Here is a 26,841-nt window from a genome sequence, read left to right as displayed (position 1 = left end):
ATGAAAAACGGCCTGCATCCATGCAGGCCGCCCTCCGGGTCTTCCATTGCCTTCGCAAGTCTTAGGCTGCGCACAGCCAAAGCCAAAGCCAAAGCCAAAGCCACAGCCAAAGCCACAGCCACAGCCACAGCCACAGCCACAGCCAAAGCCAAAGCCAAAGCCAAAGCCAAAGCCACAGCCACAGCCACAGCCACAGCAATGGCTGACCGCAGCAAGGGCAGGGCAGCGACTCCTGGAGCAAGCCTCCGACTAGGCCGCCAGGTCCCCATTCACACCCCGCCAACACCCCTCTAGACCATGGTCGTAACGCCGCCCGCCCGTCGCTTGGTCTAGCCTGCGAGCGGTAGCCCCCAAGGTCGCACGAGGCAGCCGCATGCGTGACGAGGTCGAGTCCTATCAAGCGTTCCATCGCCGCTCGATCGAGCAGCCCGAGGCGTTCTGGGCCGAGCAGGCGCAGGCGATCCATTGGCACAAGCCGCCGCAACAGGTCCTCGACTATTCGCGGCCGCCGTTCCGGCGCTGGTTCGCCGGCGGCGAAACCAATCTTTGCTACAACGCGGTCGACCGCCACCTGCAGGCGCGTGGCAAGCAGGCCGCGCTGATCGCGATCTCCAGTGAAACCGGATTGACGCGCGAGGTCAGCTACGCCGAATTGCATCGCGAAGTGAATACCTTCGCGGCGATCCTGAAGTCGCTCGATGTGGGGCGCGGCGACCGCGTGGTGATCTACATGCCGAACATGGCCGAGGCGGTGTTCGCCATGCTCGCTTGCGCGCGCATCGGCGCGGTGCATTCGGTGGTGTTCGGCGGCTTCGCCGCGCACAACCTGGCCCTGCGCATCGACGACGCCACGCCCAAGCTGTTGATCTGTGCCGACGCCGGCATGCGCGGCGGTAAGGTTATTCCTTACAAACCGCTGGTCGACGCCGCCTGCGCCGAAGCGCAGTCGCCGCCGCCGCGGGTGCTGGTCGTCAGCCGCGGCCTCGATCCGGCGCTGACGCTGGTTGCCGGGCGCGATGTCGACTATGCCGCCCTGCGCGCCCTCCACGACGGCGCCCAGGTCGAGGTCGAATGGCTCGAATCCAACGAGCCCAGCTATCTGCTCTACACCTCCGGCACCACCGGCAAGCCCAAGGGCGTGCAGCGCGACGTCGGCGGCTACGCGGTCGCGTTGGCCTTGTCGATGTGGTCGATCTACGACATCCGCGCCGGGCAGGTGATGTTCTCCACCTCCGACGTCGGTTGGGCGGTCGGCCATTCCTACAACGTCTACGGTCCGCTGATCGCCGGCGCGACTTCGGTGCTGTACGAAGGCCTGCCGACGAATCCGGACCCGGGCATCTGGTGGCGCATCTGCGAGCAGTACGGCGTGCGCACCATGTTCTCTTCGCCGACCGGCATCCGCGTGCTGAAGAAGCAGGACGCGTCGTGGCTGAAGAAACACGACCTGTCGAAACTGCAATGGCTGTTCCTCGCCGGCGAACCGCTCGACGAGCCGACCGCGCATTGGATCACCGACGGCATCGGCAAGACCATCATCGACAACTACTGGCAGACCGAAACCGGGTGGCCGGTGCTGTCCTTGATGCCCGGCCTGGACCTGCAACCGGTCAAGTTCGGTTCGCCCGGGCTGCCGACGCCGGGCTATCACCTGCGGGTGATCGACGAGGCCACCGGCGCCGACGTAGGCCCGCGCGAGAAGGGCGTGCTGGTGATCGTGCCGCCGCTGCCGCCGGGTTGCATGACCACGGTCTGGAACGACGACGCGCGCTTCCTGTCGAGTTACTTCAGCCACTTCAAGGAGCTGTTGTACAGCTCGCTGGACTGGGCGATCCGCGACGAGGACGGCTACACCTTCATCCTCGGCCGCACCGACGACGTGATCAACGTCGCCGGCCATCGCCTCGGCACGCGCGAGATCGAGGAGTCCGTCGCCAGCCATGCCAGCGTCGCCGAGGCCGCGGTGATCGGCGTGCACGACGAGCTCAAGGGGCAGGTGCCGGTGGTGTTCGCGACCCTCAAGCAGTCCGCCGACCAGGACCCGGCCGGGGCGGCGGCCGGCATGCAGCGCTGCGTGGTGGAGCAGCTCGGTGCGGTCGCGCGGCCGGCGCGGGTGTACGTGGTCAATGCCTTGCCCAAGACGCGTTCGGGCAAGTTGCTGCGGCGCTCGATCCAGGCCTTGGCCGAAAGCCGCGACCCCGGCGACCTGTCGACCCTCGACGACCCGGCCGCGCTCGACGAGGTCCGCCGCGCCCTGGCGCGCGGGGCCGACGCCGGCGGTTGAGGGCCGGCTGTCGAGGGCAGACTGTTGAGGGCGGACTGTTGAGAGCCGGGGAGGATGGCGATAGGCTTGTTGACAGAACTTTTTCCGCAGTCGCGTTAGCATCGGCCCCAGTGTGCGGGTACGTCCGCTCTCATCGCCAAAAGCGAGGCAGAACGCGTAATGGATGCACTACAGGACAGCGCGCCAGGTTGGGATGCGATCGACCGGGCCTTGACCCGGTTGTATCTGCGTCAGGAGCCCAAGCACTACGGTCCCTCGGTCGACGACGGCAGCGAACCCTTGGCGGGCATCCGCGCCTACAAACGCATCACCCCGGTGCCGCACTGGCACTTCATCACCTACGGTTTCAGCGAGCTGTATCGCAAGGCCTCCGACGATCCGCAGGTCAGCGGTTTCGGTTTCGAGCTGACCTTCCGCCTGGCCAACCCGGGCGACGCCGAAACCCCGCCGGCCTGGGTGCCGGATTTCCTGCAGAACCTCGCCCGCTACGTCTTCGAGAGCGGCAACGCGTTCCACGCCGGGCACTACCTCAACGCCAACGGCCCGATCGCCGCCGACACCACCACCCGCATCCAGGCGGTGGCGTTCGCGCCCGATCCCGAGTTGCCGGCGATCGAGACGGAGAACGGCCGGGTCGAGTTCCTGCAGGCCGTCGGCATCACCAACGAAGAAGAGTTCGCGCTCAAGCGTTGGTCGACCCTGCGGGTGCTGGAGGTCTTTCTCGATTACCTGCCGCTGTGGGTGACCGAGCTCGATCGCGAATCCCTGCTCGACGACGTGCAGATCGCCGAGCGCCTGCATGAAGGCTCCCTCCACGAAGGCTCCAGTTCGGCGATGGTCTATACCGAGCAACTGGAGTGGCGCCAGCAAAAGCGCCTGCTGCGCCGGCCGATCACCGAAATCTCCCTGGACTCGCGCCAGGTCGGCGAGTTGCTCGCCTTGTTGCCGCTGCGCCTGCCGTTCGGAAAGCCCTTCAGCCTGATCGGTCCCACCGCGCGGATCGTGTTCGAACCGGCGCCGCGCAACAGCGCGCAAGTCGCCGACGAGGCCCTGCATCTGCGCCTGAACGAGGCGACTTTGCGCAATCTGGTGGCCTGCCTGCGCACTCAGGAAGGGCGCTACCAGGTCGAAGGGCTCGACTCGGTCGAAGTGGTGGTGCGCAAGAGCGAAGGCCACGGCCACCACGACCGGCCGGAGCCGAAGCTCGGCTGAAGCCCCTGAGCGCCGGTCTGGGACCGCTGTCGCGGGCCGCGGCCCGGGCGACTGTACGGGGCCGTCATCGGCGGGTCGGCGAGGCGGGTTAAAATGCCGGATCGCCCCGCCCGGGCCATCCGGAGTTTCAAGATGACGCTACTGTCCGCTGGCGCGAAGTTCCGCGCCGCGCTCGCCGAAGAATCGCCGTTGCAGGTCATCGGTGCGATCAACGCCAATCATGCGCTGCTGGCCAAGCGCGCCGGTTATCGCGCGATCTACCTGTCCGGCGGCGGCGTCGCCGCGGGTTCGCTGGGCCTGCCGGACTTGGGCATCAACACGCTCGAAGACGTGCTGATCGACGTGCGCCGCATCACCGATGTCTGTGACTTGCCCTTGCTGGTCGACATCGACACCGGCTTCGGCCCGAGCGCGTTCAACATCGAGCGCACGGTCAAGTCGCTGATCAAGGCCGGCGCGGCCGGCTGCCATATCGAGGACCAGGTCGGCGCCAAGCGCTGCGGCCATCGCCCGGGCAAGGAAATCGTCTCGGCCGACGAAATGGTCGACCGGGTCAAGGCCGCAGCCGACGCCAAGACCGATCCCGAGTTCTTTCTGATCGCGCGCACCGACGCGATCGCGGTCGACGGCGTCGATGCCGCGATCGAACGCGCGATCGCCTGCGTCGAGGCCGGCGCCGACGGCATCTTCGCCGAGGCCGCCTACGATCTGCCGACTTACCGCCGCTTCGTCGATGCGGTGAAGGTGCCGGTGCTGGCCAACATCACCGAGTTCGGCCAGACGCCGCTGTTCACCCGCGACGAACTGGCCTCGGCCGGCGTCGCCATCCAGCTGTATCCGCTGTCGGCGTTCCGGGCCATGAACAAGGCCGCCGAGAATGTCTACCAGGCGATCCGCCGCGACGGCCACCAGAAGAACGTGGTCGACACGATGCAGACCCGCGAAGAGCTGTACGACCGCATCGGCTACCACGCCTTCGAAGGCAAGCTCGACGCGCTGTTCGCCAAGAAGAACGGTTGACGCTTTCCACAGAGAACAAGCGCCTGATTTTCCTTCTCCCGCTTGCGGGGGGAGTACTTGATTTTCCTTCTCCCGCAAGCGGGGGGAGTGCTTGATATTCCTTCTCCCGCAAGCGGGAGGAGTGCTTGATTTTCCTTCTCCCGCAAGCGGGGGGAGTACTTGATTTTCCTTCTCCCGCAAGCGGGAGAAGGGGGGCCGACAGGCCGGATGAGGGCCAGCGAAACTTCCAGCCACGATGTAGCCGGACGTCGCGCGCCCTCACCCTTGCCCTCTCCGGTAAACGGGAGAGGGGATAGGGACGAGTAGACAATCTATCTAGAGGAAGGACCATGAGCGATACGCAACAGACCCTGCCCAAGCCCAAGAAATCCGTCGCCCTCAGCGGCACCGCCGCGGGCAATACCGAGCTGTGCACCGTCGGCCGCAGCGGCAACGACCTGCACTATCGCGGCTACGACATCCACGACCTGGCGACCAAGTCGACCTTCGAGGAAGTCTCGCACCTGCTGGTGCACGGCGCGCTGCCGACGGCCTCGCAGCTCAAGGCCTACAAGCTCAAGCTCAAGCGCCTGCGCGGGCTGCCGGCGATCGTCACCGACGCGCTGGAACTGGTGCCGGCCAATGCGCACCCGATGGACGTGCTGCGCACCGGTTGTTCGGTGCTCGGCACCGTACTGCCCGAGCGCGAAGGCCACGTCGCCTCCGAGGCGCGCGATATCGCCGACCGCCTGATCGCCAGCTTCGGCTCGATGCTGCTGTACTGGTGGCACTTCACCCGCAACGGCCGCCGCATCGACTGCGAGACCGACGACGACAGCGTCGCCGCGCACTTCCTGCACCTGCTGCACGGCGAGCCGCCGAGCGCGCTGCATGCCGATGCGCTGGACAAGTCGCTGATCCTGTACGCCGAGCACGAGTTCAACGCCTCGACCTTCACCGCGCGCGTCATCGCCGGCACCGGTTCGGACCTGCATTCGTGCATCACCGGTGCGATCGGCGCGCTGCGCGGGCCGAAGCACGGCGGCGCCAATGAAGTCGCGATGGACATCATCTCGCGCTACGGCGACGCCGATGCGGCCGAGGCCGACATCCGCGCCCGCGTCGAGCGCAAGGAAATCGTGATCGGCTTCGGCCATCCGGTCTATACGGTCGGCGATCCGCGCAATCCGATCATCAAGGAGCTCTCGCGCAGCCTGTGCAAGGACGGCGGCAACCAGACCCTGTTCGACGTCAGCGAGCGCATCGAGAACCTGATGTGGGACCTGAAGAAGATGTTCCCGAACCTGGATTGGTACTCGGCCTCGGCCTATCACATGATGGGCATCCCGACGCCGATGTTCACCCCGCTGTTCGTGATCGCGCGCACCACCGGTTGGAGCGCGCATGTGATCGAGCAGCGCGAGGACGGCAAGATCATCCGCCCCAGCGCGAACTACACAGGCCCGGAAGACCGCGCCTACGTGCCGATCGAGCAGCGCTGAGCGCGCGCCGCCGGCTTCGCGCCGGCGGTATAAACGCAGGACGGCCACGCAAAAGGCCAGGCTTCGTGCCTGGCCTTTTGCGTTTGCGCTCGCGGCGTCCAGCGTAGCGATTGCCGCATACGACTAACGTCGAATACGACACAGAAACGTCATGGTGCGACATGGCATAGTCCCGGACCAGCCGGGAGGACAACGGCGCGGCCGCGCGCCCAAGCGCACGGCTTGGGGAGCAGACGCCGCGCCTCCGGCCTCGGACATCCGTCGTGCGACGGGATTCAACACGGGGAACACCATGCGCGACAGCGATATGCCGGTTAAGACCAACGACGGTCGAGACGAAATCCAGAACCGCTCGCGCAAATTGCCGCCGGTGTTGCGTTCGATCCTGCTGATCGTCGACGGCGATCGCAGCGTGCGCCACCTGCGCGATCTGATCGGCAGCCTGCACGGCCCGACCGATGCGTTGGAGCAATTGGAAACGATGGGCTTGATCGCCTCGTCGGCGGCCGTGGCCGCGACGATGACCGCGCATGCGCCGACGCCGGGCATCGCCTTCGCCGCCGTCGTGCCGCCGCCGGTGTCGGCCGCCGATGCCGCGCAGCGTTACCAGACCTTGTACAACCTGATGACCGAGACCGTACGCGAGCACTTGGGGCTGCGCGGTTATTTCCTGCAGCTCAAGATCGAGCGCTGCGGCAACAGCGAAGAGCTCGCCGAATTGCTGCCCGACCTCAGCGCCGCCTTGGCCAAGGTGCGCAAGGACAACATCGCCGCCGAGATCGAAGACCGCTTCGCGGCCGGGGCTTGACCAGCCTGGGTCGGATGCAAAGGGTAGGAGCGACGCGAGTCGCGACCGTGATCCGTCACCGACGTCGCAGCTTACTTTGCCGACAACCCGCCTGTGCGCTGAGGTAGATCATGCGGCTGCGCAGGCGCGTGCATGCCGCCGCTTCGCCGATCACGGCTCGTGACCGAAGGAAATCCAGCAGGACGCCGCTCCCGCCCCAGCGGCGATGCGGCTTTTGTAGGAGCGGTGTAAGCCGCGACTGGGATCTCGCAATACCCATCGGCGTGCGTCGACACCGCTTCGTTCGTCGCGGCTTGCGCCGCTCCTACAAAAGTCGCTACGGCCGCTGCCGTTGCGTTTGCACGAGAGCGACGCATCCATCGATGCGCCGCTCTGCAATGCATGCATCGAGCCTTAGAGCAGGCCTTCGGCCTTCAAGGCGGCCTGCACGCCGGCGTCGGCTTCCATGCGGCGCTTGAACGCGGCCAAGTGCTCGTAGCCGGACAGGTCGACCTTGACCGAGTCGGCCCAGCGCAGGGTGATGTAGAGATAGGGATCGGCGTAGCTGCGGAAGCCGGCGATCCATTCGCGATCGGCCAGGCGCTGGTCGGCGCTCGCAAACAAGCCGCGCAGACGCTCGCGTGCGTGCTGGCGCATCGTATCGGCCTGGGCCGGATCGGGATGGAACTTGCCCGGCGCGAAGATCGGCAGGAACGCCGGGTGCACGTCGGAGTTGACGAAGGCCAGCCAACGCGCGGCTTCGGCGTGCTGCTGCGCGCTGCCGTCGCCGGTCAACTGCGCCTGCGGAAAGGTGTCGGCGATGTAGCCCATGATCGCAGCGTTCTGGGTCAACACGAAATCGCCGTCGACCACCGCCGGCACGGCACCGGCCGGATTGATGGCGAGGAAGGCGGGCGCCTTGATCGAGTCCTTGTCCATCACTTCGACTTCGAACGCACCGCCGGTCCATTGCAGGGCGATATGGTCGGCCGTCGAACACGCACCGGGCTTGCTGTAGAGCTTCATGCTTAACGCCTCCATGGAAAGAAAAAAAACAGGTCGGCGACTATCACCGACCTGCTTCGTATCCTCAAGGAGGAGACTGCAACGGAGCGTTACGGCACCGGCGCTATGCGGATGCCATGAACGCGGCATCAGCTTTTGCTGACGCTTGAGCCTTTATGAAGGCATCAGCCTTTGCTGACGCCTTTGGGCAACTCGGCCTCGGCGACGACGCGGCGCGGCTTGAGCTTCTGCACCTTGTAAAAGGTGTGGTCGCCGATGGTCGCGACCTGGTAGGCGTTGCGCCAGGACGGGCTGGCGATCGCGAGGGCGGCGAAATGGCTCGCGCCCGGCACGATTTCCTTGCGCTGACCGGCCGGCAGGGCCCAGTTGCGTTCGGCGGCCAAGGCGACGTTGACCGACTCGGTCCAGGCCTCGCTGTTGTTCAGACGGGTGCCCGGCGAGACCAGGCTCGGGGCGAACTGCTTGTTGGCCGTGACCACCTGGCAGACCGTCGTGCCCCACAGGCCGCTGTCGCGACGGCGCAGGGCGACCTCGGCGACGGCTTGCTGGCCGCGCAGGGACTGATCGCGGGCTTCCAGGTACACGGTGGTGCTCAAACACAGCGAATCGGCGGTTTGTGGCGGCAATACCGAAGCCAACCACAGGATCCAGGCCAGTTTCATCGTTGACTCCTTGCTCCGTTGCGCTGGCCGCACTCCGTCTTCCATCTCCATGAATCGGGAAGATGGCGACAGCGGTGAGGCCGCATGGCGTACTGGGGAGGGCGGCGGCTCTACGGCGCGCTTTGCCCCGTCACCGGGAACCGTGTCTTGTCCGACGCGGGCGGTGTGGGATGCCACCTCTGCAGGGGTGGCGGAAAAGTTGGCGCAAGGTAGCGACGGCTTGCCAAACAAACCCTGAATGACAATTTCTAAGTTTCTAAATTAGTTGGAGTTTTTATTCTGAATAGGGCCTAGACCCTTGGTTTCATTGGGCTTCAGCCCGGCACGAACCGTGCCCGGGTCGTCTCAGTGATTCATGATCCGGGCTGATGGAGGCGATCCGCAGCGTCGATTTGGCGTCTCCGGCCCTGGGTGGACTCGGCAATCGGCTGGATTCGGCCCTGTCCGGCTGCTTCGAACCCCAGGGGTAGGAGCGGCGCAAGCCCCGACCACGACCCGTGGGGTGCCGGCGCTGCGATCAAAGAGAGCGTTCTTGGTCTGTATAGGGCCGGCTGCGGCCGCTGCTCGCGACGCCGCAGACATATATATGTATCGCCGCAGGAGAGCGGCGCCTCTGCGCTTGGATGTCCAGCTACGACGCAGCCGCGAGGCGGCTGCTGCGTGTCGTTTTACAAAGCAGCCGCAAGCCGGCTGCTGCGTATCACTACAAGGCAGCTGCGAGGCGGCTGCCTTGGTCTATCGCGCGCTTGGCGTCGAGTTCGGCGGCGACGTCGGCGCCGCCGATCACGTGCACCGGCTTGCCGCTGTCGGCGAGCGCCGCGGCGAGCGGCTTGAACGGTTCCTGGCCGGCGCAGATCACGACCTGGTCGACCGGCAGCAACTGCTCGCTGCCGTCGACGCGAATGCGGAAGCCGTCGTCGTCGACGCCGACGTATTCGACCCCGCCGATCATGCGCACCTGCTTGGCCTTGAGCGTGGCGCGATGGATCCAGCCGGTGGTCTTGCCGAGCTTCGCGCCGGGTTTGCCCGGGCTGCGCTGCAGCAGCCAGACCTCGCGCGCCGGCGGTTCAGGCCGCGCTTCGACCAGGCCGCCGCGGTTGTCGCCGTAGCCCAGGTCGACGCCCCATTCGGCGCGCCAGCGCGCCGGGTCCAGGCTGACCGAATGACCTTCGTGGACCAGGTACTCGGCGACGTCGAAGCCGATGCCGCCGGCGCCGATGATCGCCACGCGCTTGCCCGGCACCACATGGCCCTTGAGCACGTCGAGGTAGGAACAGACCTTGGCGTGGTCGGCGCCGGGGAAATTCACCTGGCGCGGCGCGATACCCGTAGCCAGCACGACCTCGTCGAAGCCGGCCAGAGCGGCCGCGTCGGCACGCGTACCCAGGCGCAGCTCGACCCCGGTCTGCTCGAGCTTGCCGCCGAAGTAACGCAGGGTTTCGTGGAACTCTTCCTTGCCTGGGATCTTCTTGGCCAGGTTGAACTGGCCGCCGATCTCGTCGGCGGCATCGAACAAGGTCACGCGGTGGCCGCGTTCGGCCGCGACCGTGGCGCAGGCCAACCCGGCCGGGCCGGCGCCGACCACGGCGATGCGCTTGGGCGCGCGGGTCGGCAGGTAGTTCAGCTCGGTCTCGGCGCAGGCGCGCGGGTTGACCAGGCAGCTCGCGTGCTTGTTCTGGAACACGTGGTCCAGGCAGGCCTGGTTGCAGCCGATGCAGGTGTTGATGTCGGCGCTGCGTTGCGCGCGGGCCTTCGCCACCCAATGCGAATCGGCCAGCAGCGGCCGCGCCATCGACACCATGTCGGCCTCGCCCGCGGCCAGGATGCGCTCGGCCACGTCGGGCATGTTGATGCGGTTGGTGGTGATCAGCGGCAGGCCGACCTCGGGCTTGAGGCGCGCGGTGATGCCGGTGAAGGCGCCGCGCGGCACCGAGGTGGCGATGGTCGGCACCCGCGCTTCGTGCCAGCCGATGCCGGTGTTGATCAGGGTCGCGCCGGCGGCTTCGATGGCCTTGGCCTGCACGACCACGTCGGCCCAGCTCGAGCCTTCGTCGACCAGATCGATCATCGACAGGCGGTAGATGATGATGAAGTCCGGCCCGCAGGCCTCGCGGATGCGGCGCACGATCTCGACGCAGAAGCGGATGCGCTGGGCGGTGTCGCCGCCCCAGGCGTCCTTGCGCTTGTTGGTGCGCGGCACGGTGAACTGGTTGAGCAGATAGCCTTCCGAACCCATCACCTCGACGCCGTCGTAGCCGGCTTCGCGGGCGAGCCGGGCGGTGCGCACGAAGGCCTTGATCTGGCGCTCGACCCCGCCGGCCGACAGCGCGCGCGGGGTGAACGGGTTGATCGGCGCCTTGAGCTTGCTCGGCGCCACCTGCAGCGGGTGATAGCCGTAGCGCCCGGCGTGCAGGATCTGCATGCAGATGCGCCCGCCGTGCTGGTGCACGGCCTTGGTCACCTGGCGATGCTTGGCGGTTTCCCAGGGCCAGCTGAGCTTGCCGCCGAAGGGCTTGAGCCAGCCGACGATGTTCGGGGCGAAGCCGCCGGTGACGATCAGGCCGACCCCGCCGGCCGCGCGCTCGCCGAAATAGGCCGCCAGCTTGGGGAAGTCGGCGGCCTTGTCTTCCAGACCGGTGTGCATCGAGCCCATCAGCACGCGGTTGGGCAGGGTGCAGAAGCCCAGGTCCAGCGGTGCGAACAGCTGCGGATAGAGCGGATGCGGGGCGGAGTTGCTGGCGGCCGTGGACATGCTGGCTGGATACGCTGGCGTATGGATTGTGCACGATGCCGGGAAAGCCGTGCTAATTCAAGGTCCCCGTCAAAGCGGCGCGAGGACAGGCACCGAACGCGGCGGATTGCAACGGTTGTCACGGACCGGACCCATCGCCGAACATGCCCGACCCTCCGTAGTCCCGAGTCCATGGACGCCGCCCCAGACCACAGCCTCCAGGATTACCTGCGCGCCGACATCGTCGCCGCCGACCTGCCCGACCTGCAGCCGCTGCTGGGCGCGCGCGATCTGCTGCGCGCGTTCTCGACCCTGTTCCACGGCGGCGAAGAGTCGGTGATGGTGCGGCTGCTGGTGCTGCGCGCCATCGGCGAGCGCGGCCAGGCCCCGGACTGGACACCGCAGGAACTGCGCGAGCACTTCGGCTACCTCGACCCGGTCAAGTTCGACACCGTGATCGGCCGCCTGCGCGAGAACGACCTGTTGCTGTGGGACGGCGAAACCCAGCGTTACCGCATCAGCCCGGTCGGGCGCCAGGCGCTGGCGTCGATCGGCCTGCTGCTGCAGTTCAACCGCGAAGGCGACGAACTGGCCTACGTCACCGCGCAGATCGCCGCCGGGCAGGCGGTCGGCCGGGTGCGTTCGGACGATCTGCAACACCTGCTGTCGCGCCTCAACGAGTTGCGCGAGGACTTCGACCAGGCGGTGCTCAGCGGTTCCGAACACCGCATCCAGCGCGCCGCCGGCACCTTGCAGTCGGCCTGGCGCTGGATCGAGAAGGGCACCGAGATCGTCGAGGAGATTTCCTCGGACGTCGAACTCGACAGCCACACCCACCGCGTCGCCCAGCAGATCGGCCGCGCCCAGAGCGCGATGCTGCGCCAGGCCTCGGTGTTCCAGCGCGCGCTGAGCCAGCTCGACCGTCATCGCGTGCACCTCGGCGCGAGCGGACTGTCGTCCTCGGACGTCAACCGCTATTTGCGCGGGCTCGACATCGAGGCGCTCGCCGCGCATGCCGACGACGTGCTCGCGCGTTCGGCGATCCCGGCTTTCATGCTGGCGCCGATCGCGCTCGACGTGGCCGAGTACGAACTGGTCGAACGCGAGCGCGAAGCGCGCGAAGACCAGTCGCTGCCGCCGGCGCAGGCCGCACCGGATACCGACGCCTCGCCGGCCGCGGCTACCGACTTCCAGTTCGCCGAACGCTGGTTGGACGAGCTGACTGCATTGACCGGCGACGCTTCCGAATTGATCGACGTGGTGCCGCAGGACAGCTTCTCGATCAGCGCTTATCGCTTGTCCTTGCTCGGCCTGATCGGCGATCCCGGCGCCGAGAACCGCAACGGCGTCAGCGCCTCGATGGCGCGTCTGCCGTTGTCGTGGAGGGTCGAGCCCGAATTCGAGATCGTCGATCGCGCCGGCGTGGCCTATATGAGCCGCGGCCGCCTCGAAGCGATCAGCGAGGAAATGCGACTGGCCGCGCGCGCACCGCGCAAACGCGCGGCGAAGCACGAAACCCCCGACGGCGGCGACGCGTCCACCGACGAACGCAAGGCCGCGGCCAAACCCAAGAAGACCGCCTCCGGGCGCGGCGCCGCGCCTTCGGGCAAGCGCGCCAAAGCGACCAAGGACACCGCAGACACCCGATGAACGATCCCATCGCCTCTTTGATCGCGCGCCTCATCGCCGAGCGTTGGCTGCCGCGCGACGACGCAGCGGTCCGCGAACTGCTGACCGACGCCGAACAGCGCAACGACCTCGACCGCCGCCTCGCCGCGGCCGGCATGCGCCTGCTCGAACATCCTTACGCCGCCAACATCGCCGTCGGCATCGCCCGCCCGCAGGAATCGGCGGTGTTCGGCAGCGCCAAGGCCTGGTCCTCGACCAACCTGCAACTCGACCGCGACGCCGTCGCGCTGTTGGTGGTGCTGTGGGCGCTGTTGGTGCTGCCCAAGCGCCAGCGCCAGATCGCGCGCCAACAGGCCGACCGCGACCAGGACCAGGAGCAGATGTTCGCCGAGCTCAAGCCGATTCCGGTCGGCGCCGAAGTGGTGGAGCCGATCAACGAGCGCACCTTGCTCGCCGACTTCGGCGAAAAGCTCGGCGGCAAGACCCGCATCCAGTTCAACCTGGGTTCGCTGGCGCGGCAGGGCTTCATCGTCCGCCGCAAGGAACGCATCCATGAGGGGCCGTTGCTGGACCTGGCTCTGGACTACGAACGCATCGCCGGCCGGGTCATGAACGGCGCGCTGTCTTTCGTCGTCGCCGAAGCGCGCCATTACAGCGCCGAAAACGCCGAACCCGAAGGCGAGAGCGCGGCCGAAGCCGAAGCCGACGCGGCGCTGCTGGCCGACATCGAGGCCGGCATCTATTCCGACCTCGACACCTATGCCGAGGCGAACGCCGAATACGAATCCGCGATGGCGCTCGACGCCGACGCGGCGGAGCCGTTGCCGGAGCTCGCTACGGATGAAGCCGATGCGGCCGATGGCGACGGTGTCGAAGCCGATATCGAAGTGGAAGTCGATGCAGACGCAGACGCACAGACCGCCGCAAGCGACGACGCGGCCGACGCCGACAGCGACGACGAAGCGATTGCGTCCACCGAACTGAAACACGACGAGGAGGCCGCGGCCGATGTTTGAATTCCGCTCGCTCGAAGTCGTGCATTGGGACTATTGGCAGCGCTTCCAACTGCCGCTGGATGCGTCCATCGTCACCGTGGTCGGGCCCAACGGCTCGGGCAAGACCACCTTGCTCGATGCGCTGCGCACCCTGCTCGCGATCGAGGATCGCGACACCGCGCGCGACTACAAGACTTATCTGCGCCACAACGGCAAGCCTTATGCCTGGTTGCGCGCGGTGGTCAGCAACCGCCCCGACCGGCGCGGCGGCCGCCCGTTCTTTCCGATCAAGGACGACGTGGTCACCCTGGCCTGCCGCATCCGCAAGCGCGGCGGCGACTGGAGCCGCGACTACCAGATCGTCGCCGGCGACACGCCGGTGGAAACCCTGGAGCAGGGCGGCGAATGGTTGGGGGTGCGCGACTACCGTGTGCGCCTGGCCGGTGCCGGCCTGACCCGCGCGATCTGCCGCGTGTTGACCCTGGAGCAGGGCGCGACCGACAAGCTCTGCCAGTACTCGCCGCGCGAATTGCTGCAGCTGATCTTCGACGTGTTCGAAGACAAGGCCGTGCTCGACGATTACCAGCGCGCCCGCACCGAGCAGTTCGACGTCGAGAAGGAACTGCAGCAGCTCGGCCAGGACCTGGCCGGCCTGCATCTGCGCCTGGAATCGGCCAAGGCCGACGTGCGTTCGTTCGAGGAAGGCAATGCCCTACGCAATCAGCGCCAGCGCCTGGAAAGCGAAATCGCGCCGAAGGTCGAACTGGCCGATCAGCGTGCGGTGATCGACGGCGCGAAGCCGCGTTTGACCGGTTTGCGCCGCGCTTTGCGCGAACGCGAGCGGGTGCTGGAAGAGATGCGCGCGCAGGACGCCATCGCCGCGACCGGCCGCGACGTGCTGCAGGAAGCGATGCGCGAAGCGCGCCGCCAGGTGACGGCCAGCGAACAGGCCTTCACCCAGGCCCGCGACGCCGCGCGCGACGCCGAGATGCTGGTCAAGCGCCGCGACGAGCTGGCCAAGCTGCAGGCGCAGCGCGGCGCCATCGACGTCGAGGCGCTCAGCGCCAGCGTCGAGAACGGCCGTCGCCGCCAGGCCGAGCTCAAGCTCGAAGCCGAGCGCGACCGCAAGCGCAGCGGCGAGATTTCCGCGCAGATCGCCGCCCTCAGCGGCGGCGGCCGCATCATCGAGCCGTTCGAGCGCGATTTCCGCGCCGGCCTCGACCAGGCCGGCATCAAGCACCACGTACTGACCGAACTGGTCGAGATCACCGATCCGCAATGGTCGGTCGCGATCGAGGCCGTGCTGGCGCCGTACCGGCATCTGCTGGTGCTGGAGAACCCCAAGGACGCGCGCGTCGCCTGGAAGCTCGGCGAGAGTCAGCAGTACCGCCACTTCATCGTCGCCGAACGCGCGCCGGTGCCGAAGGCCGGCGCCGGCACCTTGCTCGAAGTCGTGCGTTTCTCGGCCGACCCGCCGGCGTGGTTGCCGCGCCAGCTCGACCGCATCCGCCGCGTCACCGACATCGAACACGGCTCGCGCTTGCCGGCCGGGCAGGACTGGATCACCCAGAAGGGCTATCTGCGCGAAAGCCGAGGCGGCCGCCATATCGGCGGCACTCAGCACCACTTCGGCACCGGTGCGCGTCAATCGCACCTGGCCGAGTTACGCGCCGAACTCGCCGCGATCGCCCAGCGCAGCCAGGCGCGCGAGGCCGAGCTGCAGGAACTGAGCCAGCGCGTCGACGCCGAGCAATCGCGCCTGATGGGGCTCGATGCCGCGCAGGAACTGGTTACCCGCGCGGCCGAATTCGCCGATGCCCAGGCGCGGCTGCCCGGTCTCGCCGAGGCTGCCGCCGAAGCCGCCGCGGCGCTGGCCCAGGCACGCGCCAAGATCGACGAGGCCGCCGAGCAGGACAAGGCCGAAGGCATCGCCGCGGCCAAGCGTCAGGGCCAGATCGACGCGCTCGCCCGCGAGCTGCGCGAACGCGCACAGCAGATCAACGGCGAACGCCAGAGCCTGATCCAACGCATCCTCGACTACCGCCGCAAGCGGGCGATGATGCCGGAGGCCTGGCGCAGCGCCATCGCGCTCGCCGCCGCACGCGAAGAGTACGAAAGCGCCTCGGCGGTGCGCCGCGAGATCGAGCGCATGGACGACCGTCTTTCCCGCGGCGGTTTCGTCGACGACGAGTCCTGCATCCCGTTGCGCGACAAGATCGCGGCCGATCATGGCGAACTGGAGAACTCCATCGGCCGTCGCGAATCGCATCTGGAACGCGCCAAGCGCCTCACCCAGGAAGCGCGTGGCGCCTACATCAACGTGTTGCGCGCCACCGTGCGCCGCTACAAGAAGAACCTTGCCGCGCTCGGCGAACTCGCCGGCATCGGCGTCGACGCCGACATGCCCGAACTGGCCAACGACGATGTCGCCCTGGCCCAGGCCGGCCTGTCGGTGCGCTTCGATTTCGATCGCAAGGGCTGGATCGGCCTCGACGACGGCGAAGCCTCGGGCGGACAGCAGGTCATGAAGTCCCTGTTGCTGCTGGTGGCCCTGTTGCGCGACGAAGACCAGCCGGGCGGCTTCGTCTTCATCGACGAACCCTTCGCCCATCTGGACGTGTTCAACATCGAGAAAGTCGGCCGCTTCCTGCGCGCCACCGATGCGCAGTACATCCTGACCACGCCGATCACCCACAACCTCAACGTGTTCGAGCCTTCGGACCTGGTCTTGGCGACCAGCAAGCGCCGAGGCGGCAACCCTTGGGCGGAAGCGGTGGCCGTGCTGAAGCGCAAGGTCGAAGACAAGGCGGCGTAATCGCGAGGCGGCGGTGCCGCCTCGGTTTCGCTACCCGCCGGCCCCAGCTCCTGCTGTTCCCCCCCTTGGGAAAAGGGGGGCAGGGGGGATTTGCTTTTGCTTTTCCTACAGCTAAAGCCAAAGCAAATCCCCCGCGCTGCGAATTTCATTCCGCAGCGAAGCCCGCGACGGGCGCTCGCCCCCTTTTCTAAAGGGGGCAATTGTTCGCGTAACCGCAGGCTCCGCTCTTGCTATTCCCCCCTTTGGAAAAGGGGGGGAGGGGGGATTTGCTTTGCTCCTCTCAAAGCCAAAGCCAAAGCCAAAGCCAAAGCAAATCCCCCGCGCTCCGAATCTCACTCCGCAGCGAAGCCCGCGTCGAGCGCTCGCCCCCTTCTCAAAGGGGGCAATGGTCCGCGCCCGCTACGTACCTTCGAAGGCAGACGATGCGGCCCGTGCTTTGTGCATCGGGTGGAACGATAAATCCCACCAGTCCTGGCCCCAATCCGATTGACTCCTGACGCGCCGGCCTTACTCTATGCACACCCAAAACCGCAGTCGCACCGCATCCATGAAGTCGTTCCCGCTACTGATATCGCTGCAAGCCCAGCGCGAGAGCGCGGGCCGGGTGCGCCTGCCTCCTGTGATCTTCGGTTCCGGGTCGATGTAATCGACCGATCGAAGCCACACCAGAACAGAGCACCCGCAAGGGTGCTTTTTTATTGCCCGCTGTTTTTCGCCGGCCCGGACCGAACAGGTTCCCGCGTCGGATTCCCTTCACTGCAATGCCCGGAAAACCAAGGAGAACGTGCCATGAATTCCACGGCCGAAACCCAAACCTAGCCGCGCGCCCCGTAGCCAACAGGGACGCGCGGCCTCCCATGTTGGCAACAAGGCAAGCATTCTCATGAACACCACGCTTCGTAACGTTTCCACCCCCTCCCGCTGGCGCAACCTCGGCATCATCGCCCACGTCGACGCCGGCAAGACCACGCTGACCGAACGCTTGTTGTGGAAAACCGGCGCCATCCATCGCGTCGGCGAAGTCCACGACGGCGCGGCGACCACCGACTACACCGAGATCGAACAGCGTCGCGGCATCACCATCGGCGCGGCCGCGGTGCAGACCTTCTGGACGCCGCAGGACCAGGCCGAACACCGGCTGACGATCATCGACACCCCGGGACATATCGATTTCGCGATCGAAGTGGAACGTTCCCTGCGCGTGCTCGACGGTGCCGTCGCCGTGTTCAGTGCGGTCGACGGCGTGCAGCCGCAATCGGAAACCGTGTGGCGCCAGGCGCGTCGCCACGGCGTGCCCTCGATCGCGTTCGTCAACAAGATGGACCGCGTCGGCGCCTCGTTCGATCTCGTGCTCGCGCAGATGCGCGACAAGCTCGATGCGACGCCGTGGCCGATCGGTCGGCCGCTCGGCGCGGAAAGCGAGTTGCGCGGTTGGGTCGATCTGGTCGATCGCAGCGTGCTGCTGTGGGACGACGCCGGCGCGAGCCTGCGGCGCGCCTGGAGCGACGAAGAGGCCGCCGAGTACGCGCCGCTGCGTAACTGCCTGATCGAACAGGTCGCCGACCACGACGACGAGCTCGCCGAGGCCTTCCTCGACGCGCGCGCCATCGATGCCGCGCTGCTCAAGGCGGCGCTGCGACGCGCCACCCTGAAAGGCGCGGGCACGCCGGTGCTGGCCGGCTCGGCGTTCAAGAACAAGGGCGTGGAAACGCTGTTGGACGCGATCGTCGATTACCTGCCGTCGCCTCTGGACCGTCCTGCGGTGCAGGCCGAAAGCGAAGCCGGCGAGGTGTCCCTCGCGGCCGACGCGACCGGCCCGCTGAGCGGTCTGTTGTTCAAGATCGTGCACCAGGAGCACGGCGCGCTGTCGTTCATCCGGCTGTACTCCGGCACCTTGCGGGTCGGCGACACGGTGTGGGCTTCGGGACGCGGGCGCGCGCAACGCGTCGGTCGCTTGCAGGTGGTGCAGGCCAACCGCGGCCAGGACGTCGAGGTGGCCTATGCCGGCGAGATCGTCGCGGTGGCGGGATGGAAGGACGCGGTCAGCGGCGAAAGCCTCAGCGGCGTCGGACACAAGCTGGTGCTGGACTCGATCCAGGCCCAGCCGGCGGTGTTGTCGTGGCGTCTGACGGCCGGCAAGGCCAGCGACCTGATCCGTCTCGGACAGGGCCTGGCGAGCTTGGCCCAGGAGGACCCGTCGTTCCGCGTCGGCACGGATGCCGAGACTGGCGAAACGCTGGTGTGGGGCATGGGCGAGCTGCATCTCGACGTCATGGTCGAGCGCCTGCGCCAGGAGTGGAACGTCGAGGTGCGCACCGGTTCGCCGCGCGTGGCTTACCAGGAAACACCGAGCAAGCCGGTGTCGGGCGTGGAAGGCAAGCTGTCGAAGCAGAACGGCGGTTCCGGCCAGTTCGCGCGCGTGGTGATCGATGTGACGCCGCGCAGCGACGGTCAGTTTGAGTTCGTCGACCGCACCAGCGGCGGCGTGGTGCCGAGAAACTTCGTCGCCGCGACCGAGAAGGGCCTGCGTGCGGCGCTGGCGGAAGGCCCGCGCGGCTACCCGGTGGTCGGCCTCAGCGTCAGCCTGGTGGACGGCGAGACGCATGCGGTGGATTCGTCGGAACTGGCGTTCCAGCGTGCCGCGTCGGACGCGCTGAAGGCGGCGTTGGCCTCGGCCGGCACGACCTTGCTCGAACCGGTCATGGCGCTGGTCGTCGACACGCCTGCCGGCAACGTCGGCGATGTGGTCGGCGACCTGCAGCGGCGTTCCGGACGCGTGCTGTCGATCGAGGACAAGGGCAACCGGACCGACGTCACCGCGCGTGCGCCGTTGGCGCAGTTGTCGGGCTATACGACCACCCTTCGTTCGTTGACGCAGGGCCGGGCCTCGGCCTCGATGGTGTTCGACAGCTACGAAGAAGCGCGCTCGGCGCCGAAAGCGGCATGAAGCCGAGTCGGTAAAGAGGAATGGGAAGGGGCCGGCATGCCGGCCCCAAGAGACTTCAGCGTCATGCTTCGGTGACTAAGGAACGCACCCTTCACCAACCCGCCAACACCACCTTCCCGATCGTAGTCCCCGACTCCAGGCGGCGATGCGCCTCTCGCAAAGTCTGCGCATCGATCTTGCCGAGGGTCTGCGTGTGCGTGCCCTTGAGTTCGCCGGCGTCGATCAGTTCGGCGACGCGGTCGAGCAAGCGGCCTTGTTCGATCATGTCGGCGGTGCGGAAGCGCGGGCGCGCGAACATCATTTCCCAGTGGATGCCGATGCACTTGGCCTTGTAGGGGTCGCCGATCTTCAAGGCGCCGCTCGGTTCGACGATCAGGCCCACGTGGCCTTGCGGCGCGAGCAGTTCGCCGAGCACCTCCCAGTAACGATCGGTATCGGCCAGATTGAGCGCGGCATCGACCTGTTCGATGCCGAGCGCCTGCAACTGCGGCGCCAGCGGCTGGCGATGATCGACCACTTCATCGGCGCCCATGCGCCGGCACCATTCGACCGTTTCCGCACGCGAGGCGGTGGCGACGACGCGGAAGCCGGCGCGCTTGGCGATCTGGATAGCGATCGAGCCGACTCCGCCGGCACCGGCGATGACCAGCAAGGTCTTGCCGCGGCCGCCGTGTTCGCTGTCGTAGGGCATGCGCTGGAACAACAGTTCCCAGGCGGTGATCGCGGTCAGCGGCAGCGCCGCGGCTTCGGCCGCGCTCAGCGACTTCGGCGCCGCGCCGACGATGCGTTCGTCGACCAGATGCAACTCGCTGTTCGTGCCGGGACGGGTGATGTCGCCGGCGTAGTAGACGCGGTCGCCGACCTTGAAGCGGGCGACCGCTTCGCCGACGGCCTCGACCACGCCGGCGGCGTCGTAGCCGAGCACGCGCGGCTGTGCTTCGACCTGCGGCTTGGGCGAGCGTACCTTGGTGTCGACCGGGTTGACCGAGATGGCCTCGACCCGCACCAGCAGGTCGTGGCCGCTCGCGTTCGGCGCGGGCAGCTCGACGTCGAGCAGCGACTGCGGATCGTCGATGGGCAGGTAACGGGTCAGGGCGACGGCTTTCATGGAGACTCCAGGACAGGACGAGACGAGGGAATGAGGGAATGAGCAAGCGTGGGGATCAGACCGGCGCCGGATTGCGTTCGGCGAATTGTCCGTTCCAATACGGGTAGTAAGGGTAGGGCGGCGTGACGGCGCTGGCTGCGTCGAGTTTCGCGATCTGCGCCGCATCGAGGTTCCAGCCGATCGCGCCGAGGTTCTGCCGCAGTTGCTCCTCGTTGCGCGCGCCGATCAGCACGGTCGATACGGTCGGCCGCTGCAGCAGCCAGTTCAAGGCGATCTGGGGCACGCTCTTGCCGGTCTCGGCGGCGATCTCGTCGAGCGCATCGACCACGCGGTACAAACGCTCCGGGTCGACCGGCGGGGCGAAGCCTTCGGTGTCGTGCAGGCGGCTGCCTTCGGGCAGCGGCTGGCCGCGGCGGATCTTGCCGGTCAGCCGGCCCCAGCCGAGCGGGCTCCACACCACTGCGCCGACGCCCTGGTCCTGGCCGAGCGGCATCAGCTCCCATTCGTAGTCGCGGCCGATCAGCGAGTAATAGGTCTGGTTGGCGACGAAGCGCGAGTAACCGTAACGGTCGGCGGCGGCTTGCGATTTCATCAGTTGCCAGCCGGAAAAGTTCGACGCGCCGATGTAGCGCACCTTGCCGGCGCGGACCAGGTCGTCGAGCGTCGACATCACCTCCTCGACCGGCGTCATCGCATCGAAGTGATGAAGCTGCAGCAGGTCGATGTAGTCGGTATCGAGGCGCTTGAGCGCCTTGTCGGTGGCGCGCAGCAAATGGTGACGCGAGGCGCCGACATCGTTGGGGCCGTCGCCGGCGCGCAGGGTCAGCTTGGTCGACAACACGACCTCGTCGCGACGGCCCTTGATCGCCGCGCCGAGGATCGATTCGGAGGCGCCGTCGGAATAGACGTCGGCGGTGTCGAAGAAGTTGACCCCGGCGTCGAGGCTCAGGTCGACCAGGCGGCGTGCCTGGTCGGTGTCGGTATTGCCCCAGGCGCTGAACAGCGGGCCTTTGCCGCCGAAGGTGCCGGCGCCGAAGCCGAGTGCGGAAACCTTGAAGCCGGAGCGGCCGAGTGTGCGGTAATCCATGGTGGTGTCCTCGTGGGAAGGGGAATCAGCGGCCGAACAGCAGGGCTTCGTCGATGGCTGCGGCCATCGCGCGGTAGCCGGCGTCGCCGGGGTGCAGGTGGTCGCCGGAGTCGTAGGCCGGCAGGAAACGCGCGGGGTGCTGCGGGTCGCGGACGACCGCATCGAAATCGACCACCGCATCGAACTCGCCGCTGCTGCGGATCCATTCGTTCACCGTCTGGCGCACGCGGTCTTTGTCGAGGTCGTAATAGCCGTGGACCGGCGAACCTTCGAGCGCGCCTTCGAACGGGGTGAGCGTCGCGCCGACGATCCGCACCGACTGAGTGCGGGCGCGGGCGATCAGTTGTCGGTAGCCGGCGATCAGGCGCTCGGCGCTCATGGCCTCACGCTTGGGTTCGAAGCTGCTGCCGGGCCAGGCGATGTCGTTGATGCCCAGCAGGACGATCGCGGCATCGGCCTTGCGCCCGAGCACGTCGCGCTCGAAGCGGGCGAGGGCGCTGACGCCCATGCCGTCGTTGAGCACCTGGCCGCCGGAGATGCCGGCGTTGAGCACGGCGATGTCGCGTTGCGCCAAGCGTGCGGCAAGTGCGTCGGGCCAACGCTGGTTGCGGTTCGGCGTGGAACCGGCGCCGTCGGTGATCGAATCGCCGAGCGCGATCACGCTGCGGGTCGGGCGCGGCGCGTCGACGATGACGCCGCTGAGCCAGGGACGCGTCTGCAGCACCTGTCCCTTCGCCAAGACGGCGTCGGCGACGCGATTGCCGGCGACGAGGTAAGCGTCCTGGCGGCCTTCCCAATGGAAGCTCTGGAGCGGCGTGGCCTGCGGCAGGTACAGGCTCACCGCGACCTCGCCGAGCGCGGCGACCTCCAGTTCGACCGGATCGCTGAGCACCGGCGCGCCGGGCTGGATCGTCACCGACGGCTGGCCGCCGAAGCTCAGGGCGCGGTCGCTGCCGGTCTCGATGCCGGCAGCGCCGGCGCTGCGGGCGATATGCGCCGCGCCGATGGTCACCGGGCGGTCGCCGTAGGCGTTCGACAGCTCGATGCGGACCCGCGAGCCGCCGACGCTGACCCGCGCGACCTGGCGCAGGGTCTGGTCGCGCAGCTCGGCGGGGGCGCCGTTGGGCAGGACGAAATCGGGGGCCAAGGTCGGCTGCGGGCTGGCGCTCCAGGTGCCGACCCAGTGGGCGGCGTCGGCGGCCTGGGCGGGGGCGATGAAAGCGACGGCCAGCAGTGCGGCGGTCAGGGGCTTGAGCAGGGAAGTCTTCATGGCTTGGGTTCGGCAGGCGTCGCGGATTCGACGGGGTTCAAGTTAGGTTCTTCCGAATCTGGCCGGTAGAAGGCAAAATCGCATATAGCCCATTCCATATTGGAATGACTTGCCGAAACGACAGCGAGGTCCCCGTGGACACCCTCCGCTCCATGCAGACCTTCGTGCGCGCGGTCGAACTCGGCAGCCTGTCGGCGGTCGCGCGCGAACAGCACACGACCCAGCCGACGGTCAGCAAGATCGTCGCCGCACTCGAACAGGACCTCGGCGTGCGCCTGCTGCAACGGAGCACCACCCACCTCGCCCCGACCGAACAAGGCCGGCGGTTCTACGAACGCGCGCGGCGGGTGTTGGAGGAATACGGCGAGGCCGTCGCCGACGCGCGCGGCTCCACCGAAACCCCGGCCGGCCTGTTGCGGGTCAGCGCGCCGGTCAGCGTCGGCGTGCTGCGCATGAACCGTCTGGTGCAGGAGTTCCTCGCGCTGTACCCGCAGATCGAGATCGAGCTGATCCTCAACGACCGTTTCGTCGATCTGGTCGAAGAGGGCATGGACATCGCCTTGCGGCTCGGCGCGACCTTGCCGCCGAACGTGGTCGCGCGTCGCGTCGCGGTGTCGCCGCGCGGCCTGGTCGCGTCGGTCGGCTACCTGCGCAGCCATCCCAGGATCGAACGGCCGCAGGACGTGCTCGCGCACAACTACCTGCGCTTCGCCTGGGCCAGCGAGCACTACGAACTGCACGGCCCCGATGGCGAGACGGTCAAGCTCAGCGCCAACGGCCGCTACCGCATCAACAATTCGCTCGGCATTCGCGAAAGTTTCCTGATCGGCAGCGGCCTGGGATTGGCGCCGGCCTGGCTGGTGCAGGATCTGATCGACAGCGGCGAGTTGGCCTGGGTGTTGCCGCAATGGAAGGCCTCGCCGCACGAGGCCTTCCTGTTGTATCCGTCGCGCCGCTATCAGCCGCTGCGCACCCGCGTGTTCCTGCAGTTCCTCGGCGAGCGGCTGACGCAGTCGCCGGGGTTTTTCGCAGTGGAGTGATGAGTCGGGATTACCGTCATTCCCGCGTAGGCGGGAATCCAGGGCTTTACCGCGACATGGCTCTGAAGTCTCTGCGGCCCGGCCAGGGCGCACAGCGCCCTGGCGTTCACTGATGCGCGAGCCAGTGGCTCGCAAGCGCATCCCTTCACCCCGCCCTACGCGGGGGTGACGAGCAAAATTAAAAGCACACACGTGTAACGGCACGCGCACGACGGGCAACACTCAACCCGCCGCGCACGCGGCAACCGCGTCGTCGCTTTCCTTGCCCACGGCCATCGCCGTCCGCCCGGGCGCATCCAAGCGCGCCGCCCACACCGCCAACACCAGGCCCGACAGCGTCACCAAGGCCGCGACCCAGGTCACCGCACCGAGGCCGGGGCCGTATTCGATCACCGCGCCGCCGAGCCAGGCGCCGAGCGCGTTGCCGAGGTTGAAGGCGCCGATGTTGAGGCTGGATGCCAGGTTCTGCCCAGCCGGATCGGTCTTCTGCAGCACCCACAGCTGCAGCGGCGACACCGTCGCAAACGCGGCGACGCCGAGCAGGCCGACGAAGGCGATCGCGGCGATCTGGTTGTGCAGGGCGAAGGTCATCAGCCCGAGTACGACGGCCAGCGCGATCAGGGTCGAGATCAAGGCCGGGGCGAGGCGTTTGTCGGCCAGGCGCCCGCCGAGGATGTTGCCGAGGATCATGCCGACGCCGAACACCAACAGGATCGGCGACACCGCGGCCTCGCCGAACCCGCTGATGCGGGTCAGGATCGGCTGGATGAAGGTGTAGACCGTGAACACGCCGGCGAAGCCGAGCACCGTCATCGCCAAGCCGAGCAGCACCTGCGGATGCACCACCGCTTTCACTTCCTTGCGCAGCGCGACAGGCTCGGGCGCCTTCTTTTCTTTCGGCACCAGGGTGGCGATGACGACGGTGGCGATCAGGCCGATCACGGCCACGGCCCAGAACGTCGAACGCCAACCGTGGTGCAGGCCGAGCCAGGCGCCGGCCGGCACGCCGAGCAGGGTGGCGACGGTCAGGCCGGTGAACATGATCGAGATCGCCGAGGCTTTCTTGTCGGCCGGCACCAGGCCGGTCGCGACCACCGCGCCGACGCCGAAGAAGGTGCCGTGGGCGAGCGAGGTGATCACCCGCGCGATCATCAGCACGGTGTAGTTCGGCGCGATCGCACAGACGATGTTGCCGATGGTGAAGATCACCATCAGCGCCACCAGCACCGCCTTGCGCGGCATGCGCCCAGTGGCGATGGTCAGCACCGGCGCGCCGACGAACACGCCCAGGGCGTAGCCGGAGATCAACAGCCCGGCCGCGGCCAGGCCGACCTGCAGGTCGGCGGCGACCTGCAGCAGCAGGCCCATGATCACGAATTCGGTGGTGCCGATGCCGAAGGCGCCGACGGTCAGCGCGTACAGCGCGACCGGCAGGCCGCGGCGGGCGGCGGGTGTAGCGGGGGAGGAGGCATGCATGGCGGCGGGTCCGCGGAAACGATGCGGCAGCCTAGGCCGTTGCATCTTGTGGAAAAACGACCAAGATGACGAATCACTATCAACAATTCGTTGAGAATGCCATGGACCGCATCGCCGACCTCAGCTTGTTCCTGCGCGTGCTCGACCTCGGCTCGATCAGCGCCGCCGCCCGCAGCCTCGACCTGTCGGTCGCGGTCGCCAGCCAACGCCTGAAGCGGCTCGAACGCGACCTGGGCGTGCGCCTGCTGCACCGGACTACCCGGCAACTGCACGCCACCGCCGAAGGCACGGCCCTGGCCGAACGCGGCCGCGCGGTGATCGAGGAGCTCGAAGCCCTGACCGCCGACCTGCGCCAGGCCGGCAGCGAGCCGAGCGGCATCCTGCGCGTGACCACCTCGGCCTCGTTCGGGCGCATGTACATCTCGCCCCTGCTGCCGGAGTTCCAGCGCCGCTATCCGGCGGTGCGGCTCAGCGTCAACCTCAACGACGAACGCCTGGACTTGATCGGTTCCGGCATGGACCTCGCCATCCGGATCGGCCCGCTCGACGACTCCAGCCTGGTCGCGCGCAAGCTCGCCGACAATCGCCGCGTGTTGGCCTGTTCGCCCGACTACCTGCGGCGTCGCGTCGCCCCGCGCATACCGCAGGACCTGGCCGACCACGAATGCCTGCTCTTGGTCGGCGCGCAGGGGCGCATGGAGTACTGGAGCCTGCTCGACCGCGACGGCCATGCCTCCAGCATGCGCGTCAACGGCCACCTCGAGAGCAACTTCGGCGAAGTCCTGCGCGACGCCGCGATCGCCGGCCTCGGCATCGCCCACTTCTCGGTCTGGCACGTGCATGAGGATCTGCGCAGCGGGCGATTGGTGCGGGTGTTGCCCGATTACACCTTGCCCGACACCGCGATCAGCGCGGTGATGCCGCAACGCCGTTTCGTACCGACGCGGGTGCGCGTGTTCGTGGATTTTCTCGCCGAGTGGTTCGGCGAGGTGCCGCCGTGGGAGCGGGGTGGGTGAGGGGAGCGAAGGGGGCGCTATCGCGGCCTCTTGGGATTGTCGGATCTTATCTTTTGCCCGTGTATTCCGTCGTTCCGGTGAAAATCGGTGCCATCTGATTTCGTCGCGAGTCTGCTGTGGCGCGGTCGCGGCTTGCGCCGCTCCTACCCAAGAGCAGCGACGGCCGTTGCCGTTGCTGTGCGCCGTCTCGCACTCGCGGAGGCAATCGAAGACCCGGAGGGCGGCGCGCAAGGATGCGCGCCGTTTTTCATCGGG

General features: G+C 67.5%; 18 protein-coding genes. 11 read left to right on the top strand and 7 right to left on the bottom strand.

Annotated features, from left to right (window positions below):
* Positions 1 to 373 precede the first annotated feature (373 nt).
* The 5 genes from prpE to EX88_RS0116790 all read left to right on the top strand — a co-directional run bounded on the left by prpE (position 374) and on the right by EX88_RS0116790 (position 6,805).
* Positions 374 to 2,284, top strand: coding sequence for a propionate--CoA ligase (prpE, locus tag EX88_RS0116810; RefSeq protein ID WP_031373154.1), 1,911 nt, complete (start codon positions 374 to 376; stop codon positions 2,282 to 2,284).
* 159 nt (positions 2,285 to 2,443) lie between these two features.
* The gene (locus tag EX88_RS0116805; RefSeq protein WP_051885224.1) at positions 2,444 to 3,496 is read left to right on the top strand and encodes a suppressor of fused domain protein; all 1,053 of its coding nucleotides are present in this window, start codon (positions 2,444 to 2,446) and stop codon (positions 3,494 to 3,496) included.
* Positions 3,497 to 3,628: 132 nt separating this feature from the next.
* Positions 3,629 to 4,516 carry a methylisocitrate lyase gene (gene prpB, locus EX88_RS0116800; RefSeq protein WP_031373152.1) on the top strand — a complete coding sequence of 296 codons (888 nt, stop codon included), beginning with the start codon at positions 3,629 to 3,631 and terminating at the stop codon, positions 4,514 to 4,516.
* A gap of 329 nt (positions 4,517 to 4,845) precedes the next feature.
* On the top strand, positions 4,846 to 5,997 hold the full coding sequence (prpC, locus tag EX88_RS0116795; protein ID WP_031373151.1) for a bifunctional 2-methylcitrate synthase/citrate synthase: 1,152 nt from the start codon (positions 4,846 to 4,848) through the stop codon (positions 5,995 to 5,997).
* A gap of 292 nt (positions 5,998 to 6,289) precedes the next feature.
* Positions 6,290 to 6,805: a hypothetical protein gene (locus EX88_RS0116790; RefSeq protein ID WP_051885223.1), complete on the top strand. Its 516-nt coding sequence runs from the start codon at positions 6,290 to 6,292 to the stop codon at positions 6,803 to 6,805.
* A 393-nt stretch (positions 6,806 to 7,198) separates the two neighbouring features.
* Here the strand turns inward: EX88_RS0116790 and EX88_RS0116785 are convergent, their stop codons facing one another.
* The 3 genes from EX88_RS0116785 to EX88_RS0116775 all read right to left on the bottom strand — a co-directional run bounded on the left by EX88_RS0116785 (position 7,199) and on the right by EX88_RS0116775 (position 11,224).
* Positions 7,199 to 7,810 (bottom strand): glutathione S-transferase N-terminal domain-containing protein, encoded by a 612-nt coding sequence (locus EX88_RS0116785; protein ID WP_031373149.1) that lies wholly within the window; start codon positions 7,808 to 7,810, stop codon positions 7,199 to 7,201.
* 164 nt (positions 7,811 to 7,974) lie between these two features.
* The gene (locus tag EX88_RS0116780) at positions 7,975 to 8,472 is read right to left on the bottom strand and encodes a cell wall hydrolase (RefSeq protein WP_051885222.1); all 498 of its coding nucleotides are present in this window, start codon (positions 8,470 to 8,472) and stop codon (positions 7,975 to 7,977) included.
* A gap of 703 nt (positions 8,473 to 9,175) precedes the next feature.
* The gene (locus tag EX88_RS0116775) at positions 9,176 to 11,224 is read right to left on the bottom strand and encodes an NADPH-dependent 2,4-dienoyl-CoA reductase (RefSeq protein WP_031373147.1); all 2,049 of its coding nucleotides are present in this window, start codon (positions 11,222 to 11,224) and stop codon (positions 9,176 to 9,178) included.
* Between the two features lie 171 nt (positions 11,225 to 11,395).
* On the opposite strand from EX88_RS0116775, the gene EX88_RS0116770 reads away from it, so the two are divergent.
* From EX88_RS0116770 to fusA, 4 genes are all read left to right on the top strand, one after another.
* On the top strand, positions 11,396 to 12,853 hold the full coding sequence (locus EX88_RS0116770; RefSeq protein WP_152566320.1) for a hypothetical protein: 1,458 nt from the start codon (positions 11,396 to 11,398) through the stop codon (positions 12,851 to 12,853).
* Positions 12,850 to 13,848: a hypothetical protein gene (locus tag EX88_RS0116765; protein ID WP_152566319.1), complete on the top strand. Its 999-nt coding sequence runs from the start codon at positions 12,850 to 12,852 to the stop codon at positions 13,846 to 13,848. The genes EX88_RS0116770 and EX88_RS0116765 overlap by 4 nt, the downstream gene beginning before the upstream one ends.
* Entirely contained in the window at positions 13,841 to 16,642 is a 2,802-nt protein-coding gene (locus EX88_RS0116760; RefSeq protein ID WP_031373144.1) for an AAA family ATPase, read from the top strand. The genes EX88_RS0116765 and EX88_RS0116760 overlap by 8 nt, the downstream gene beginning before the upstream one ends.
* Positions 16,643 to 17,525: 883 nt before the next feature.
* Positions 17,526 to 19,589: an elongation factor G gene (gene fusA, locus EX88_RS0116750; protein WP_031373143.1), complete on the top strand. Its 2,064-nt coding sequence runs from the start codon at positions 17,526 to 17,528 to the stop codon at positions 19,587 to 19,589.
* A 91-nt stretch (positions 19,590 to 19,680) separates the two neighbouring features.
* On the opposite strand, the gene EX88_RS0116745 is transcribed toward fusA, so the two are convergent.
* Genes EX88_RS0116745 through EX88_RS0116735 form a run of 3 tightly spaced genes read right to left on the bottom strand, consistent with a single transcriptional unit; the run spans position 19,681 to position 23,054 of the window.
* Positions 19,681 to 20,697, bottom strand: a complete 1,017-nt coding sequence (locus EX88_RS0116745; protein ID WP_031373142.1) for a zinc-binding alcohol dehydrogenase family protein — start codon at positions 20,695 to 20,697, stop codon at positions 19,681 to 19,683.
* 55 nt (positions 20,698 to 20,752) lie between these two features.
* On the bottom strand, positions 20,753 to 21,784 hold the full coding sequence (locus tag EX88_RS0116740; protein ID WP_031373141.1) for an aldo/keto reductase: 1,032 nt from the start codon (positions 21,782 to 21,784) through the stop codon (positions 20,753 to 20,755).
* A 25-nt stretch (positions 21,785 to 21,809) separates the two neighbouring features.
* Positions 21,810 to 23,054, bottom strand: a complete 1,245-nt coding sequence (locus EX88_RS0116735; RefSeq protein ID WP_031373140.1) for an SGNH/GDSL hydrolase family protein — start codon at positions 23,052 to 23,054, stop codon at positions 21,810 to 21,812.
* Between the two features lie 134 nt (positions 23,055 to 23,188).
* Between EX88_RS0116735 and EX88_RS0116730 the strand changes: the two genes are divergently transcribed.
* Positions 23,189 to 24,094, top strand: coding sequence for a LysR family transcriptional regulator (locus EX88_RS0116730; protein ID WP_031373139.1), 906 nt, complete (start codon positions 23,189 to 23,191; stop codon positions 24,092 to 24,094).
* A gap of 222 nt (positions 24,095 to 24,316) precedes the next feature.
* On the opposite strand, the gene EX88_RS0116725 is transcribed toward EX88_RS0116730, so the two are convergent.
* The gene (locus tag EX88_RS0116725; RefSeq protein ID WP_152566318.1) at positions 24,317 to 25,570 is read right to left on the bottom strand and encodes an MFS transporter; all 1,254 of its coding nucleotides are present in this window, start codon (positions 25,568 to 25,570) and stop codon (positions 24,317 to 24,319) included.
* A gap of 101 nt (positions 25,571 to 25,671) precedes the next feature.
* On the opposite strand from EX88_RS0116725, the gene EX88_RS0116720 reads away from it, so the two are divergent.
* The gene (locus tag EX88_RS0116720) at positions 25,672 to 26,586 is read left to right on the top strand and encodes a LysR family transcriptional regulator (RefSeq protein ID WP_031373137.1); all 915 of its coding nucleotides are present in this window, start codon (positions 25,672 to 25,674) and stop codon (positions 26,584 to 26,586) included.
* Positions 26,587 to 26,841: the final 255 nt, after the last annotated feature.

Source organism: Lysobacter antibioticus (genome assembly GCF_000731095.1).
GTDB classification, from domain to species: Bacteria; Pseudomonadota; Gammaproteobacteria; order Xanthomonadales; family Xanthomonadaceae; genus Lysobacter; species Lysobacter antibioticus_B.
The sequence above is the reverse complement of the archived record's forward strand: the minus strand, read 5'-3'. Positions and strand labels throughout refer to the sequence as shown.

Excerpts from the sequence above, each read along its gene's own strand:
- prpE (WP_031373154.1), top strand. The coding sequence starts at position 374 with ATGCGTGACGAGGTCGAGTCCTATCAAGCGTTCCATCGCCGCTCGATC.
- EX88_RS0116805 (WP_051885224.1), top strand. The coding sequence starts at position 2,444 with ATGGATGCACTACAGGACAGCGCGCCAGGTTGGGATGCGATCGACCGG.
- prpB (WP_031373152.1), top strand. The coding sequence starts at position 3,629 with ATGACGCTACTGTCCGCTGGCGCGAAGTTCCGCGCCGCGCTCGCCGAA.
- prpC (WP_031373151.1), top strand. The coding sequence starts at position 4,846 with ATGAGCGATACGCAACAGACCCTGCCCAAGCCCAAGAAATCCGTCGCC.
- EX88_RS0116790 (WP_051885223.1), top strand. The coding sequence starts at position 6,290 with ATGCGCGACAGCGATATGCCGGTTAAGACCAACGACGGTCGAGACGAA.
- EX88_RS0116785 (WP_031373149.1), bottom strand. The coding sequence starts at position 7,810 with ATGAAGCTCTACAGCAAGCCCGGTGCGTGTTCGACGGCCGACCATATC.
- EX88_RS0116780 (WP_051885222.1), bottom strand. The coding sequence starts at position 8,472 with ATGAAACTGGCCTGGATCCTGTGGTTGGCTTCGGTATTGCCGCCACAA.
- EX88_RS0116775 (WP_031373147.1), bottom strand. The coding sequence starts at position 11,224 with ATGTCCACGGCCGCCAGCAACTCCGCCCCGCATCCGCTCTATCCGCAG.
- EX88_RS0116770 (WP_152566320.1), top strand. The coding sequence starts at position 11,396 with ATGGACGCCGCCCCAGACCACAGCCTCCAGGATTACCTGCGCGCCGAC.
- EX88_RS0116765 (WP_152566319.1), top strand. The coding sequence starts at position 12,850 with ATGAACGATCCCATCGCCTCTTTGATCGCGCGCCTCATCGCCGAGCGT.
- EX88_RS0116760 (WP_031373144.1), top strand. The coding sequence starts at position 13,841 with ATGTTTGAATTCCGCTCGCTCGAAGTCGTGCATTGGGACTATTGGCAG.
- fusA (WP_031373143.1), top strand. The coding sequence starts at position 17,526 with ATGAACACCACGCTTCGTAACGTTTCCACCCCCTCCCGCTGGCGCAAC.
- EX88_RS0116745 (WP_031373142.1), bottom strand. The coding sequence starts at position 20,697 with ATGAAAGCCGTCGCCCTGACCCGTTACCTGCCCATCGACGATCCGCAG.
- EX88_RS0116740 (WP_031373141.1), bottom strand. The coding sequence starts at position 21,784 with ATGGATTACCGCACACTCGGCCGCTCCGGCTTCAAGGTTTCCGCACTC.
- EX88_RS0116735 (WP_031373140.1), bottom strand. The coding sequence starts at position 23,054 with ATGAAGACTTCCCTGCTCAAGCCCCTGACCGCCGCACTGCTGGCCGTC.
- EX88_RS0116725 (WP_152566318.1), bottom strand. The coding sequence starts at position 25,570 with ATGCATGCCTCCTCCCCCGCTACACCCGCCGCCCGCCGCGGCCTGCCG.
- EX88_RS0116720 (WP_031373137.1), top strand. The coding sequence starts at position 25,672 with ATGGACCGCATCGCCGACCTCAGCTTGTTCCTGCGCGTGCTCGACCTC.